Annotated in this window: 14 protein-coding genes, 2 tRNA genes and 1 pseudogene; 1 reads left to right on the top strand and 16 read right to left on the bottom strand. The window is 70.0% G+C overall.

All coding sequences use genetic code 11. The features are described 5' to 3' along the window. The first annotated feature begins 128 nt into the window (after positions 1 to 128). Positions 129 to 884: a DUF2279 domain-containing protein gene (locus M6I34_RS00735; RefSeq protein WP_272483807.1), complete on the top strand. Its 756-nt coding sequence runs from the start codon at positions 129 to 131 to the stop codon at positions 882 to 884. A 52-nt stretch (positions 885 to 936) separates the two neighbouring features. Here M6I34_RS00735 and M6I34_RS00730 read toward each other — a convergent pair whose 3' ends face one another. The 16 genes and pseudogenes from M6I34_RS00730 to M6I34_RS00655 form a co-directional block, all read right to left on the bottom strand. Next, on the bottom strand, positions 937 to 1,293 hold the full coding sequence (locus M6I34_RS00730) for a heavy metal-binding domain-containing protein (RefSeq protein ID WP_272483806.1): 357 nt from the start codon (positions 1,291 to 1,293) through the stop codon (positions 937 to 939). A gap of 153 nt (positions 1,294 to 1,446) precedes the next feature. After that, a tRNA-Cys gene (locus M6I34_RS00725) sits at positions 1,447 to 1,520 on the bottom strand. 73 nt (positions 1,521 to 1,593) lie between these two features. Beyond that, positions 1,594 to 1,669 (bottom strand) — tRNA-Gly (locus M6I34_RS00720). Between the two features lie 79 nt (positions 1,670 to 1,748). Next, on the bottom strand, positions 1,749 to 2,372 hold the full coding sequence (locus M6I34_RS00715) for a DUF2202 domain-containing protein (RefSeq protein ID WP_272483805.1): 624 nt from the start codon (positions 2,370 to 2,372) through the stop codon (positions 1,749 to 1,751). 113 nt (positions 2,373 to 2,485) lie between these two features. After that, a complete protein-coding gene (gene pgsA / locus M6I34_RS00710; RefSeq protein ID WP_272483804.1) occupies positions 2,486 to 3,082 on the bottom strand; it encodes a CDP-diacylglycerol--glycerol-3-phosphate 3-phosphatidyltransferase in 597 nt (198 codons plus the stop codon). Between the two features lie 77 nt (positions 3,083 to 3,159). Continuing rightward, the gene (gene uvrC, locus M6I34_RS00705) at positions 3,160 to 5,139 is read right to left on the bottom strand and encodes an excinuclease ABC subunit UvrC (protein WP_418953410.1); all 1,980 of its coding nucleotides are present in this window, start codon (positions 5,137 to 5,139) and stop codon (positions 3,160 to 3,162) included. Continuing rightward, positions 5,139 to 6,101: a beta-N-acetylhexosaminidase gene (nagZ, locus tag M6I34_RS00700; RefSeq protein WP_272483802.1), complete on the bottom strand. Its 963-nt coding sequence runs from the start codon at positions 6,099 to 6,101 to the stop codon at positions 5,139 to 5,141. Before nagZ ends, uvrC begins: the two co-directional genes overlap by 1 nt. A gap of 2 nt (positions 6,102 to 6,103) precedes the next feature. After that, a complete protein-coding gene (gene acpS / locus M6I34_RS00695; RefSeq protein WP_272483801.1) occupies positions 6,104 to 6,514 on the bottom strand; it encodes a holo-ACP synthase in 411 nt (136 codons plus the stop codon). Further along, positions 6,511 to 7,272, bottom strand: a complete 762-nt coding sequence (locus M6I34_RS00690) for a pyridoxine 5'-phosphate synthase (RefSeq protein ID WP_272483800.1) — start codon at positions 7,270 to 7,272, stop codon at positions 6,511 to 6,513. The genes acpS and M6I34_RS00690 overlap by 4 nt, the downstream gene beginning before the upstream one ends. Positions 7,273 to 7,278: 6 nt before the next feature. Continuing rightward, positions 7,279 to 7,986 carry a DNA repair protein RecO gene (recO, locus tag M6I34_RS00685; RefSeq protein WP_272483799.1) on the bottom strand — a complete coding sequence of 236 codons (708 nt, stop codon included), beginning with the start codon at positions 7,984 to 7,986 and terminating at the stop codon, positions 7,279 to 7,281. Further along, positions 7,973 to 8,875, bottom strand: coding sequence for a GTPase Era (era, locus tag M6I34_RS00680; protein WP_272483798.1), 903 nt, complete (start codon positions 8,873 to 8,875; stop codon positions 7,973 to 7,975). Before era ends, recO begins: the two co-directional genes overlap by 14 nt. Positions 8,876 to 8,900: 25 nt before the next feature. Next, positions 8,901 to 9,652 (bottom strand): annotated as a pseudogene (gene rnc / locus M6I34_RS00675) (ribonuclease III); the annotation flags it as partial. A 34-nt stretch (positions 9,653 to 9,686) separates the two neighbouring features. Next, positions 9,687 to 10,091 carry a DUF4845 domain-containing protein gene (locus M6I34_RS00670; protein ID WP_272483796.1) on the bottom strand — a complete coding sequence of 135 codons (405 nt, stop codon included), beginning with the start codon at positions 10,089 to 10,091 and terminating at the stop codon, positions 9,687 to 9,689. Beyond that, positions 10,088 to 10,984, bottom strand: coding sequence for a signal peptidase I (gene lepB, locus M6I34_RS00665; protein WP_272483795.1), 897 nt, complete (start codon positions 10,982 to 10,984; stop codon positions 10,088 to 10,090). The genes M6I34_RS00670 and lepB overlap by 4 nt, the downstream gene beginning before the upstream one ends. Before the next feature lie 27 nt (positions 10,985 to 11,011). Continuing rightward, complete coding sequence (lepA, locus tag M6I34_RS00660) at positions 11,012 to 12,805, bottom strand: translation elongation factor 4 (protein ID WP_272486567.1); 1,794 nt, start codon at positions 12,803 to 12,805, stop codon at positions 11,012 to 11,014. A 152-nt stretch (positions 12,806 to 12,957) separates the two neighbouring features. Further along, positions 12,958 to 14,424, bottom strand: coding sequence for a DegQ family serine endoprotease (locus tag M6I34_RS00655; protein ID WP_272483794.1), 1,467 nt, complete (start codon positions 14,422 to 14,424; stop codon positions 12,958 to 12,960). Position 14,425: the final 1 nt, after the last annotated feature.

Here is a 14,425-nt window from a genome sequence, read left to right as displayed (position 1 = left end):
CCGACCGGCTGGCGCCCGACCCGGGCACGCGCCTCCCGGCGCTCGCCGACACAGCGTCGGCCGAGCGCCCTACCGGCGACGCCGCCGCGCCCCTCGACCCTCGGCAACGGCGAAACACCCGGCTCGTCGTGGCCGGCGCGGCGGCCGCGGTGATGGTCTACGGCGGCAACAAGTGGTGGGGCGACGGCTTCTCGGGCGGCTTCAAGACGCAATACGAAGGCTGGTTCGGCAGCGACACCCGCTACGGCGGCGCGGACAAGCTCGGCCACGCCTTCTCCAACTACACCGGCACCCGGCTGCTGACCTGGACCTTCGAGGGCATCGGCCACGATCCGGAGCACGCGCGTCGCCTTGCGTTCGCGACCACGCTCGGAACCTTCACCGCGGTCGAGCTGATCGACGGCTACGCGAAGGACTGGGCCTTCAGCAGGGAAGACGCGCTGATGAACCTGGCCGGCGCCGGCATCGGCTACCTGACCGAGAAGTATCCGGCCTTCGATGCGCTCGTCGACTTCAGGATCCACTACCTGCCTTCGAACGACGGTGGATCGCGACAGGCCTGGGACCCCTTCGGCGACTACGGCGGACAGACCTGGGTGCTCGCGCTCAAGGGCAGCGGAATGCCGGGCCTGCAGCGCAAGGCCCCATGGCGCTACCTGGAGCTCGCGATCGGCTACAACGCCCGCGGCTTCGACGACGTGGGCGGCCTGCCCGGAGAGCGCAGCCGCCGCCTCTACGTGGGCATCTCGCTGAACCTCTCGAAGGTCCTGGACGCCACCGTTTTCCGCGACCGGCCCGGCAGCCGGGCCCAGCGAATCACGGACGGCGTGCTCGAATTCGTGCAGGTGCCCGGCACCGCGGTCTTCACGACGCACCGCTTCTGAGTCGCGCCCGCGAAGGAACAGGCCCGCTCACCCCACCCGCGCACGGGCGCGCTCAGCCCATCTTCACCGCGGTGCCGCTGACCGAGACCATCATCATTCCGTTGTTCTCGCCGAGCACCTCGTAGTCGAAGTCGATGCCGACCACGCCGTCGGCGCCGAGCTCGCGCGCGGCCGCGATCATGTCGTCGAGCGCCGCGTCGCGGGCGCCCGACAGCGCGCGCTCGTAGCCGCCGGCGCGACCGCCGACGACGTCGCGGATCGACGAGAACATGTCGCGGAAGATGTTGGCGCCGATGATCGCCTCGCCGTTGACCACGCCGAGGAACTTCTCGACGCGCGCGGCGCCGCCCTCGGGAACCACCGTGGCGAGGAAGAAGCCGTCGTCTTCCTTCTTCGAGAACCAGCCCATCTCACGCTCCGTTCGCGCCTGCACCAGTGCCCGAAGATACACCGGCCCGCCCGCCGGCAGGCGCGACCCTGCCCTGCGGGGCGGGAAAGGTGGCGGCCGTGAGCATGGAGCGCGCCTCGCGGTGAAGCGGCGCCGGGAGCGATGAAGAGGTGATGGAGGCGGAGGTCGGAATCGAACCGGCGTAGACGGCTTTGCAGGCCGCTGCATGACCACTCTGCCACCCCGCCTGGGGCGCGGGCCGCCGCGAACCGGACGGACCCGGAATGAAAAAGGGAAGCTAGCTAGCTTCCCTTTGGAAACTGGAGCGGGAGACGAGTCTCGAACTCGCGACCTCAACCTTGGCAAGGTTGCGCTCTACCAACTGAGCTACTCCCGCATCAACCGAGAACGCGATTATAGCCGACGAAAAACGCCTGTCAAATCGACCCCCTCCCCTGGCGGCTCGGGCCCTGCGTTCAGCCGCAGGTCTCCATCGGCGAACCCACGATCGCGTCGAACTCCGGCTGGGTGATGAACTGCGGCACGTAGGAGCCGCCCGACGCGAGCAGCTCCGCGTAGTAGCTGCGCAGGTGGTTGCGCGAGCCGCAGACCAGGCTCTCGTAGACCTTGCGGATGTCGTCGCTGTCGACCAGCGTGAGCCAGTGGGCGATGTCCTTGATGTCGAGTTCCTCGATCGTGACCCCGACGACCAGCGCGTTCTGCCGGCTTTGCTTGCCCAGCGCCACGTAGCTGTCGTAGATCTGCTGGAACTTCGGATCGACGAAGACCCCAGGGGGATTGTTGGCGGCCAGGTCGATCAGCCCGTACTTGTACAGCAGGTCCTTGACCGCATCGGTGTGGGTCTGCTCGCTGGCGGCGACGTTCGAGAAGATCTGGTCCTTCCAGACTTCGTAGAGCGCCAGGTAGACGTCGCGCGCGAGCTTCTCCTCCTCGCGCATGTAGTAGAGGCTGTCGACTTCGTCGGCGCTGAGTTCCGTGAAGGAACTGCTGTCGTTCGAGCCGCAGCCGGCAAGCGCGCCGACGACGAGCAGGCCCGCCGCAAGGGCGCGCGCGATGCGCCGCAGAATCGTGTTCGGCATGACCTGCCCTCCAATCCGAAGAATTCGCATGCCGATACTTTCGGCGCGCGCGGGACGTCGGGTGTTGACCCGCATCAAGCGCGACAGGATCGGGCAGAATGCCCCGGCCGTGCTCAGGGCTCCCGGCTCGCCCTGCCCCGCGCGTGATTCGCGCCGTCGCGCAGCACGGGCCAGGCCTGCCGGAGGTAGTACAGCATCGACCACACCGTGAGCACCGCGGCGATCCAGACCAGCCAAGTGCCGATCGGCCGGGTGTGCAGCACGCCGAACAGCCTGCCGTCGAACAGCAGCAGCGGAATCGCCACCAGTTGCGCGACGGTCTTCAGCTTGCCGATCGAATGCACCGCCACGCTGGCGCGCGCGCCCATCTGGGCCATCCACTCGCGCAGCGCCGAGATCGTGAGCTCGCGCCCGACGATGATCGCGGCGACGATCGCGTCGACCCGGCCCAGGTCGACCAGCATGACCAGCGCCACGCAGACGATCAGCTTGTCGGCCACCGGATCGAGGAAGGCGCCGAAGGCCGAGGTCTGGCCCCAGCGCCGGGCGAGCCAGCCGTCGAGCCAGTCGGTGATTGCCGCGCCGGTGAACAGGACCGTGGCGATCAGGTTCTGCACTGCGTGCGGCAGCGGCAGGAAGAACACCGCGACCAGCAGCGGGATGGCCACCACGCGGGCCCAGGTCAGCAGTGTCGGAAGGTTCGAATGCATGGTCTGGAGGTTCGTCCGGCCAGCCCTGACGGCCCCTTGCGCGATGCCGGTTTCCCCGGCGGGAGCGGCGATCGCACTCAGTGGAGCCGGCGATAGATCTCCTCGGCCAGCGACCGCGAAACCCCATCGACCGAGGCCAGGTCGTCGACGCTAGCCGCCATGATGCCACGCAGGCCGCCGAAGCGCGCCAGCAGGCGCTGCCGGCGTTTCGGTCCGACACCATCGATCTCGTCGAGCCGGGACGCCTGCCTCGCCTTGGCGCGGCGCGCGCGCATCCCGGTGATCGCGAAGCGGTGCGCCTCGTCCCGGACCTGGGCCACCAGCAGAAGCGCGGCCGACTCGCGGCCCGGCACGATCGGCGCGCGCCCGTCCGCGAAGACCAGGGTCTCCAGCCCGACCCGCCTGCCCTCGCCCTTGGCCACGCCGACCAGCACGCCGACGTCCAGGCCCAGTTCCTCGAAGACCTGCCGCGCGACCTCGACCTGGCCCTTGCCGCCGTCGATCAGCACGATGTCGGGCAGGCGGGCGGCCTTGCCGCGCGAGGCCGGCTCGCCGTCGCCGGCCAGCGAAGCGTAGCGGCGGGCGAGCGCCTGGCGCATCGCCGCGTAGTCGTCGCCGGGCTCGATGCCCTCGATGTTGAAGCGCCGGTACTCGGCCGGCCGCATCGCGTGATCCTGGTAGACGACGCACGAGGCCTGCGTCGCCTCGCCCATCGTGTGGCTGATGTCGAAGCACTCGATCCGCAAGGCGCCCAGGTCGCCGCCGTCGTCGAGCCCGAGCAGTTGCGCGAGCGCCCTGGTGCGCGCCTTCTGCGAACCCTCCTCGGCCAGCGAGCGGGCCATCGCGAGCTCGGCGTTCTGGATCGCCAGTTCCAGCCACTTGCGGCGATGCCCCTGCGGTTGCCGGATCCACGCGACCTGCCGACCCGCGCGCTGCTGCAGGAAGTCGAGCAGCGCCGGATCGGGCTTCGGCCCCGCCACGATCAGCACCGGCGGCACGAAGGCCTCGTCGTAGTGCTGCACGACGAAGGCCTCGATCGCCTCGGCGAGCAACTCGTCGGAGGCTGACTCCGGTCGGATCTCCAGTCCGGCGTCCGGGCGGATCTCCGGCGAGGCATCCGGTGCGGCGTCCGCGCCCGCATCCGGGCCGGCCACGTTCCCGGCGACGGCGCCGGCGGGAAAGTAGGCCTTGTCCCCGAGATGCCGCCCGCCGCGCACCATCGCGAGGTTCACGCACAGCCGGCCGCCCCGGGTCACCGCGGCGATCACGTCGGCATCGGTGTCGCCGCCGGTTTCCATCGCCTGCTGGTGCATCACCTTGCCGAGCGCGCTCATCCGGTCGCGCAGCGCGGCCGCCTCCTCGAAGCGCAGCGCCGCGGCCGCCTCCAGCATCCTGGCCTCGATCTCGGCGAGCACCTCGCGGTGGCCGCCGCCCAGGAAACGCAGCGCCGCCGACACGTCGGCCGCGTAGTCATCCTTCGAGACCGCGCCGACGCACGGACCGCTGCACCGGCCGATCTGGTACAGCAGGCAGGGCCGCGAGCGATTGGCGAACACGCTGTCCTCGCAGGTGCGCAGCCGGAAGACCTTCTGCAGCACCTGGATGCTCTCCCTGACCGCCCAGGCGCTCGGGAACGGCCCGAAGAAGCGGCTGCGCCGGTCGACCGCGCCGCGGTAGTAGGCGATGCGCGGGAACTCGTGACCCGAGATCTTCAGGTAGGGGTAGGACTTGTCGTCGCGGAACAGGATGTTGTAGCGCGGCGCCCCGGTCTTGATCAGGTTGTTCTCGAGCAGCAGCGCCTCGGCCTCGGACCCGGTGACCGTGATCTCGACGCGCTCGATCTTCCCGATCATCAGCGCGATGCGCGGCGAATGCGGCCCCTTGTTGAAGTACGAGGCGACCCGCTTCTTCAGGTCGCGGGCCTTGCCGACGTAGAGCAGCGCGTCTCCGGCGCCGATCATCCGGTACACGCCCGGCAGGTTCGGCAGCTGCGACAGGAACTGCCGCAGGTCGAATGCGGGCGGCGCCGGACTGTCCGGCTTGCCTGCCATCGGCATCAGCCCCTGAACAGCGCGCCGAGCCGCTTGTCGAAGCCCTTCGGCCGCTTCCAGTCGAGCTTCGCCAGCAGCTCGTCGGCCAGGTCGGGGCGGTTGCAGACCAGGACCATGTCGCAGCCTGCGTCGAAGGCCGCGCGCGCCCGCGCTTCGATGTCGCCGGCCATCGAGGCGCCTTCCATCGTGAGGTCGTCGCTGAACACGAGGCCGCGGAAGCCGAGGCGGCCGCGCAGGATCTCCTGCAGCCAGCGCTTCGAGAAGCCGGCCGGCTGCGCGTCGACCTTCGGGTAGATCACGTGCGCCGGCATCACCGACAGCAGCGTGTCGCCGAGCCAGTGGTAGGGCGCGGCGTCGTCGGCCAGGATGGCCTCGAGCTCGCGTTCGTCGATCGGCAGCTCGAAGTGCGAGTCGCCGTGCGCGAAGCCGTGGCCGGGGAAGTGCTTGCCGCAGTTGCCCATGCCGCCGAGCAGCAGCCCGTGGTTCAGGCAGCGCGCCAGCATCGCCACCACCCGCGCGTCCCGGTGGAAGGCGCGGTCGCCGATCACGCTCGACGGGCCCCAGTCGAGGTCGAGCACCGGCGTGAAGCTAAGGTCGATGCCGACCTCGCGCAGCTCCTCGCCGATCGTGCGGCCGATCTCGGTGGCGCGACGGCAGGCGCCCAGCACGTCCTCGTCCCACTGGCGGCCGAGCTCGCGCATCGGCGGGATCTTCGTGAAGCCCTTCAGGAAGCGCTGCACCCGTCCGCCCTCGTGGTCGACGCAGATCAGCAGCCGCGGCTTGCGCAGCCTGCGGATCTCGCGGCACAGCTTCTTCAGCTGGCTGCGCGACTCGAAGTTGCGGGCGAAGATGATGACGCCGCCGACCAGCGGGTGCAGCAGGCGCGCGCGCTCGGCATCGGTGAGCGAGGTGCCCTCGACGTCGACGACCACCGGGCCGCGCGGCAGATTCGTTGCAGTCTTCGGCACGTTCAAGGCTCCTGCTTGCGTTCGATGATGACGAAGGCCACGGCGCTGTCGACCTCGTCGGACAGCGACACATGGGCGACCAGCCCGCGTTCGCGCACGTAGTCGGCCAGCGCCTTTCGGGGATGCGCGACCGGCTGCCCGCGCGGATTGTTGAGCACCTGCAGCGAGAGCAGCGTCATCGGCGCGCGCAGGCCCAGCCCGAGCGCCTTGCCGTAGGCCTCCTTGGCGGCGAAGCGCTTGGCCAGGTAGCGCGCGGCGTAGGCCGGGCCGTGGTCGCCGCGGCCGCGCCGGCGCACGAACTCGGCCAGCTCGTCGGGACCGAGCACGCGCCGCGCGAAGCGGTCGCCGTAGCGCGCGAGCAGGTCCTGGATGCGCTCGACCAGGACGATGTCGGTCCCGATGCCGTGGATCATCGCGCCGGACCGGTGGCGGCCGCCTCGCGGATCAGCCGCTTCATCTCGCGCACCGCCTCGCGCATCCCCACGAACATCGCCCGCGAGACGATCGCGTGGCCGATGTGCAGCTCGCGCACGCCCGCCAGCCGGGCGACCGGCTGCACGTTGAAGTAGTTCAGCGCGTGGCCGGCGTTGAAGCGCATGCCGTGGGCGAGGATCGCCTCGCCGGCGGCGCGGATGCGGGCCAGCTCGGCGATGACCGCAGGGCTCTCCGGGTCGCGCCCGCGGGCGTGGAATGCATGGGCGTAGGGGCCGGTGTGGATCTCGCAGACCCTGGCGCCGATCCGCCGCGCCGCCTCGACCTGCTGCAGCTCGGCATCGATGAAGACGCTGGTGACGATGCCGGCGTCGGCCAGCCTGGCGATGACCTCGCGCAGCCGCGACTCCTGCGACACGATGTCCAGCCCGCCCTCGGTGGTGACCTCGTGGCGCCCCTCGGGCACCAGCATCGCCATCTCGGGCTTCAGCGCGCAGGCGATGCCGACCATCTCGTCGGTCGCCGCCATCTCCAGGTTCAGCTTGATGTGGGTGAGCTCGCGCAGCCGGCGCACGTCGTCGTCCTGGATGTGCCGGCGGTCTTCGCGCAGGTGCACGGTGATGCCGTCGGCGCCGCCCAGGTGCGCCTCGACCGCCGCCCAGACCGGGTCGGGCTCCCAGGTTCGCCGGGCCTGCCGGACGGTGGCCACGTGGTCGATGTTGACGCCGAGTTCGATCATGGTGCTTCAGAGCTTGTGCAGGTCGATCAGGATCTGCCGGGTGTTTAGCGGAGCGCCGTCCAGGTGATGGGCCAGGATCGCGCGCGTCAGGTATTTTGCCTGCTGGCGGCTGGCCGCGGACGCGAACCGCCCCTCGGCGAGCTCGCGCAGCGTGGCGCCGGCCACCGTCGAGGGCTCGCCGGGATCGGCCGCCACGAAGCCGCCGCCCGGGCTCCAGCGGTACCGGCGCCCCGCCTCGATCGGCCGCTGCGAGGCATCGTGCCCGAGATCCGGCGCGTAGCCGGTCTCGCGCAGCAGCAGCCACTCGAAGCGGCGCAGCGTCTCGTCGGCGGGCGCGCCTTCGGACAGCTCGCGCAGCGCCTGCTCGTACGCGTCGTACAGCGCCGGGTGCGCGTCCTCGCGCGGCAGCAGGCGCATCAGCAACTCGTTCAGGTAGAAGGCGCAGAGCAGCGCGTCGCCCTGCGGCGCGGGCAGGCCGCCGGTCCACTCGGCGCCGGTCAGCGTGCGCAGCTCGCGGTTGCCGGTCCAGCTGGCCACCAGCGGCTGGAACTGCAGCAACACCGCCCGCAGCGCCGAGCGCGGCCGCTTCGCGCCCTTGGCGACCGCCGCGATGCGGCCGTGCTCGCGGGTGAACAGGTCGACGACCAGGCTGGTTTCGCGGTACGGCGTCGAGTGCAGCAGGAAGGCGGCGGCGCTGGTCCTACTCGTAGCCATAGGCGCGCAGGCTCTGCTCGCTGGCCGCCCAGCCCGACTTCACCTTGACGAACAGCTCGAGGTAGACCTTGCAGCCGAACAGCTTCTCGAGGTCCTGCCGGGCCTCGGTGGCGATCCGCTTGATCCGCTCGCCGCCGGCGCCCAGAACGATCGGCTTCTGCCCTTCCCGCTCGATCAGGATCGCCGCGTGGATGCGACGCAGCTTCGGCAGCTCCTCGAAGCGCTCGATCTCGACGGTGCTGTCGTACGGCACCTCGTCGCCGAGGCGGCGGAACAGCTTCTCACGGATCAGCTCGGCGGCCAGGAAGCGCTCGCTGCGATCGGTCAGCGAGTCCGGGTCGTACATCGGCGGCCCCTCGGGCAGGCGCGCCGCGCAAAGGTCGAGCAGCAGCGGGACCTGCCGGCCGGTCTTCGCGCTGATCGGCACCACCTCGTCGAAGTCGCGGCAGGCGGTGGCCCGCTTCACCAGGTCGAGCAGCCGGGCCTTGTCGGGCACCGCATCGACCTTGTTGATCGCCAGCAGCACCGGCCGGTCGGCGGGCAGCAGCTTCGCGATCCGCTCGTCGGCCGCGGTCCAGCCGCGCGCGTCGCAGACCAGCACGACGACGTCGGCATCCTCGGCGACCTGCACCGCGGTGCGATTGAGCACCCGGTTCAGCGCGCCGCCGCTGCGGGTCTGGTAGCCGGGGCTGTCGATGAACACCAGTTGCGCGTCGGGGCGGGTCACGATGCCGGCGATCCGGTGGCGCGTGGTCTGCGGACGGTCGGAGGTGATCGAGAGCTTCTGGCCGACCATCCGGTTGAGCAGCGTCGACTTGCCGACGTTGGGCCTGCCGACGATCGCGACGTGGCCGCTGCGGTGAGTGGCCGGCTTGTCGGGTTCGTTCATCACGTGCCGCAAGAGAGGTTCGGGGAAGCGCGGGATCCGGCGTGCCGCCGCTCAGGCGGCTGCGGGCGCGTCGCCGCGTGCGCGGGCGCGCTTGCGCTCGGCCGGCATCGCGGCCTGGGCGGCCTCGAGCGCGCGCCGCGCGGCGCCCTGCTCGGCCGCCCGCCGGCTGGCGCCGCTGCCGAGGACCTGGATCTGCAGCTTGGGGATCGCGCACTCGACCTCGAACATCTGGCTGTGCGCCGCGCCGTGGGTGGCGACGACCGAGTACACGGGCAACGGGAGCTTGCGGCTCTGCAGCCACTCCTGCAGCAGCGTCTTGGCGTCCTTGCCCAGCGTGAGCGGGTCGACCGCGCGCAGCACCGGCTCGTACAGCGAGGTGATGGCCCTCGCGGCGGCCTCGAATCCGGCATCGAGGAAGACCGCGCCGAAGATGCCTTCCAGCGCGTCGGCCAGGATCGACGGCCGGCGATGGCCGCCGCTGCGCAGCTCTCCCTCGCCGAGCAGCAGCTGCTCGGACAGGCCGAGGCGCTGCGCGATCTCGTAGAGCGCCTGCTGCTTGACCAGGTTCGAGCGCAGCCGCGAGAGATCGCCTTCGTCGAGCCGGCCGAAATGCCGGTACAGCATCGAAGCGACGACACAGTTCAGCACCGAGTCGCCGAGGAACTCGAGCCGCTCGTTGTTCGGCTGGCCGTAGCTGCGGTGCGTGAGCGCCTGGCGCAGCAGTGCCTCGTCGGCGAATCGATGCCCGATCAGCTGCTGCAGGCGGTCGAGGTCCATTCCGCGCGCTGGCCAGGAGGAGCGGCCGCCGCGGTCAGCGACGGCTGCTGCCGTGATAGTGGATGATCAGCGACACCGGGCCGGCGAGTTCGATCCGCTTCTCGTAGGAGAAGGAGACGACGGTCGCGCCGTCGACCTTCTCGACGATCAGGTCGCGCCCGTTGATCGACGTGATGTCGTCGACTGCCGCGAACCGGTCGAAGGCGACCTGGACCTCGCGCGCACTCGGCGCGCCCGAGGTGACCACCTTCTCGACCGCGCCCTTGATCGCCATGTACTCGAGCGCCGACGGGACGATCCGCATCGCGACGACCGCGATCCCGATGACGATCGCCGCGACGAACAGCAGGCCGATCAGCGACAACCCGCGCTGCGCTCGCCGGTGCGGGAGGCGGGTGCGGGAACCGGCCACGGGTACCAGGGTGTTGATTGGGCTCATTCGAAGCTTCCGATCCGGGAAAGGTCGCCGAAGTTCATCCAGATGAAGAAGGCCTTGCCGACGATGTTGCCTTCCGGAACGAAGCCCCAGAATCGGCTGTCGAGGCTGTTCTCCCGGTTGTCGCCCATCACGAAGTAATGGCCGTCGGGCACGGTGCAGGTGACGCCCCGGCTGTCGTAGCGGCACTTCTCGAAGTGGGGAAACCGCTCCATCGGCTGTATGAAAGGCGGTTTTTCCAATTCTGTCAATATCTTATGGGAGGTTTCTCCCACCTTTTCTGAATATTGCGGAGCGATCGTGAGCCGCCGGCGATCCTCGAACTCGCCGTCCCGCTCCAGCGGAACCGGCTGCCCGTTGATCGACAGCCGCTTGTCCTGGTAGGCGACCACGTCGCCCGGCACGCCGATCACCCGCTTGATGTAGTCGACCGAGGGATCGCTCGGGTAGCGGAACACCATCACGTCGCCGCGCTGCGGCGAGCCGGTGTCGAGGATCTTGGTGTGGATCACCGGCAGTCGCAGGCCGTAGCTGAACTTGTTCACCAGGATCAGGTCGCCGACCACCAGCGTGGGCAGCATCGACTCCGAAGGGATCTTGAACGGCTCGGCCACGAAGGAGCGCAGCCCGAACACGAGCAGGATGACCGGGAACAGGCCGGCGGTGTACTCGAGCCAGATCGGCTGACGCTCGAGCTTCTCGCGAAGGGCCTGGCGCTCGGCGGCCACCGCCCCTTCCCCGCCCGAAGCCCTGAGGCCGGGCGCGGCGTCGCGGTCGAAGCCGGCAAGCGCGGCGTCGGCCGCCCGCGCGCGCCGGGGCGCGAACACGAAGCGGTCGGCCACCCAGGCCGCGAAGGTGACGACCAGAAGCAGGAAGAGCAACAGCGCGAAGTTCATCGTGGGAGGATCCGGGGGAGGGTTGCGTCAGCGGTCTTCGACCTGCAGCACCGCAAGGAAGGCCTCCTGCGGGATCTCGACGCTGCCGACCTGCTTCATCCGCTTCTTGCCCGCCTTCTGCTTCTCGAGCAGCTTCTTCTTGCGGGTGATGTCGCCGCCGTAGCACTTGGCCAGCACGTTCTTGCGCAGCGCCTTGACGTTCTCGCGCGCGATGATGTTGCTGCCGATCGCGGCCTGGATCGCGACGTCGTACATCTGGCGCGGGATCAGCTCGCGCATCTTGGCGACCAGTTCGCGGCCGCGGCTCTGCGAGACCGAGCGGTGGACGATCAGCGACAGCGCGTCGACCTTCTCGGCGTTGACCAGCACGTCCATCTTGACGACGTCCGAGGCGCGGTACTCCTTGAACTCGTAGTCCATCGACGCGTAGCCGCGCGAGGTCGACTTCAGCTTGTCGAAGAAGTCGAGCACGATCTCGTTCATCGGCAGCTCGTAGGTCAGGTGCACCTGCCTGCCGTGGTAGGCCATGTTGGTCTGCACGCCGCGCTTGCCGGTGCACAGCGTGATCACGTTGCCGACGTATTCCTGCGGGGTGAAGATCGTGACCGTGACGATCGGCTCGCGGATCTCTTCGATCTTGGCCGGCTCCGGCATCTTCGACGGGTTCTCGACCTGCAGCACCGTGCCGTCGCGCATCAGGACCTCGTAGACGACGGTGGGCGCCGTCGTGATCAGGTCCATGTCGAACTCGCGCTCGAGCCGCTCCTGGACGATGTCCATGTGCAGCAGCCCCAGGAAGCCGCAGCGGAAGCCGAAGCCGAGCGCCTGCGAGACCTCGGGCTCGAACTGCAGCGACGCGTCGTTCAGCTGCAGTTTCTCGAGCGCCTCGCGCATCGCCTCGAACTGGTTCGCCTCGACCGGGTACAGGCCGGCGAAGACCTGCGGCTTGACCTCGCGAAAGCCGGGCAGCGGCTTGCCGGCCTGCCGGTTGGCCAGCGTGATCGTGTCGCCGACCTTGGCGGCCTTCAGCTCCTTGATGCCGGTGATCACGTAGCCGACCATGCCGGTGGCCAGCTCGTCGCGCTGCATCGCCTTCGGCGTGAAGGCGCCGACCTGCTCGCAGGTGTGCACCGCGCCGGTGGCCATCAGCAGGATCTTGTCGCGGGGCCTGAGCACGCCGTTGACGACGCGAACCAGCATCACGACGCCCACGTAGTTGTCGAACCAGGAGTCGATGATCAGCGCCTGCAGCGGCGCCTCGGGGTCGCCCTCGGGCGGCGGGATGCGGGCGACGATCGCCTCGAGGATCTCGTCGATGCCCATGCCGGTCTTGGCGCTGGCGCGGATCGCGTCCGACGCGTCGATGCCGATGACGTCCTCGATCTCGGCCGCCGCGCCGTCGGGGTCGGCCTGCGGCAGGTCCATCTTGTTCAGGACCGGCACGACCTCGACGCCGAGCTCGATCGCGGTGTAGCAGTTGGCCACCGTCTGGGCCTCGACGCCCTGCGAAGCGTCGACGACCAGCAGCGCGCCCTCGCAGGCCGACAGCGAACGGCTGACCTCGTAGGAGAAGTCGACGTGCCCCGGCGTGTCGATCAGGTTCAGCGCGTAGACCTGGCCGTCCTGCGCCTTGTACTGGAGCGCCGCAGTCTGGGCCTTGATCGTGATGCCGCGCTCGCGCTCGAGGTCCATCGAGTCGAGGACCTGCTCCTCCATCTCGCGATCGGACAGGCCGCCGCAGCGCTGGATCAGGCGATCGGCCAGCGTCGACTTGCCGTGGTCGATGTGCGCGATGATCGAGAAATTGCGGATGTGCTGCATGGGAGACGGCATCGGGCCCTGGGTGGCGGAGGCTGCTGGCCGCGGGCGCCGGGCCGCCTTTCGGCGGCGCGGCGCCCGGACCGGGGCAAACCGGAGATTTTAGCAGCCGGGCCCGCCGGCAGCGCTGCGAAGCGCCGGGCGCCGGCGCGCGCTCACTCGGGCCGGATCGGCACGTACTGAGCGCTGTCGCCGCGACGCACCAGCAGCACGGCCGTGCGGGAGCGGTCGAGCTTCCCGACCAGCTGCGCGAACTGGCTCGCGCTGGTGACCGCGGTGTTGTTGACCGCGAGCACGATGTCGCCGGCGCGCAGGCCGGCGCGCGCCGCCGCGCCCTCGACCCCCTGCACCAGAACGCCGCCGCTGATCCGCAGCTGCGACTGGCGCTCGGCGGGAATGTCGACCACCGCCAGGCCGAGCGCCGTCATCTCCGGCTGCGCCGGCGCCTGCTGGCCGGGCGAGCCCTGGCCACCGGCCCGGGCCGTCGCCTCGGGCTTCAGTTCGTCGACCGTGATGCTCAGGTCGCGCTGCTGCCCGCGCCGCCAGACCTGCATCGTGACCTGCGTGCCCGGCTTGGTGCCGCCGACCAGCCGCGGCAGGTCGCTCGCCCGGTCGATCTGCCGGCCGTCGAATCGAAGGATGATGTCGCCGACCTCGACGCCGGCCTTCTCGGCCGGACCGCCGCGCTCCACGCTGCGCACCAGCGCGCCGGCGGCGCGCGGCAGCCCGAGCGGCTCGGCAACGTCGCGCGTCACCTCGGCGATGCCGACGCCGATGCGGCCGCGGATCACCCGGCCGGTCTCGCGCAACTGGTCGGCCACGCGCATCGCCTCGTCGATCGGGATCGCGAACGAGATGCCCATGAAGCCGCCGGTGCGGCTGTAGATCTGCGAGTTGATGCCGACGACCTCGCCCGCCATGTTCAGCAGCGGGCCGCCGGAGTTGCCCGGGTTGACCGCGACGTCGGTCTGGATGAAGGGCAGGTAGTCGCCGGTGTCGCGGCTCTTGGCCGACACGATGCCGGCGGTGACCGTGTTGTCGAGCCCGAAGGGCGAGCCGATCGCCACCACCCACTCGCCGACCCGCAGCTTCGACGAGTCGCCGATCTTCAGCGTGGGCAGGCGCTGCGCGTCGATCTTGACCAGCGCGACGTCGGTGCGGCGATCCGAGCCGATCACCTTGCCGCGCAGCTCGCGCTTGTCGGTGAGGGTCACGTAGATCTCGTCGGCGCCGTCGACGACGTGCTGGTTGGTCAGGATGTAGCCGTCCGCCGAGATGATGAAGCCCGAGCCGACGCCGCGCGGCACTTCCTGGCCCGGCCCGCGCTGGCCGTTGGGCCCGCGCTGGCCCGGCTCGCCGGGCTGGCGCGGCGGGAAGAAGCGCCTGAAGAACTCGAACATCGGGTCGTTCTCGTCCATCCCCTCGGGCAGCGGGAACGGGAAGCCCGACGAGCCGCCGCGCTCGGCGCTGAGCCGCGCGGTGGTGCGGATGTTGACGACCGCGGGTCCGGCCTGCTCGACCAGATCGGCGAAATCGGGCAGCCTGACAGGCTGGGCCTGCGGGCCCGGCGCCATGAACAGGCTCGCGCTCGTCATCGCGAGCGCCAGGATCAGCTTTTTCATC

The sequence above is a fragment of the Zeimonas sediminis genome (assembly GCF_023721795.1).
In the GTDB taxonomy this organism is placed as follows: Bacteria; Pseudomonadota; Gammaproteobacteria; order Burkholderiales; family Burkholderiaceae_E; genus Zeimonas; species Zeimonas sediminis.
The sequence above is the reverse complement of the archived record's forward strand: the minus strand, read 5'-3'. Positions and strand labels throughout refer to the sequence as shown.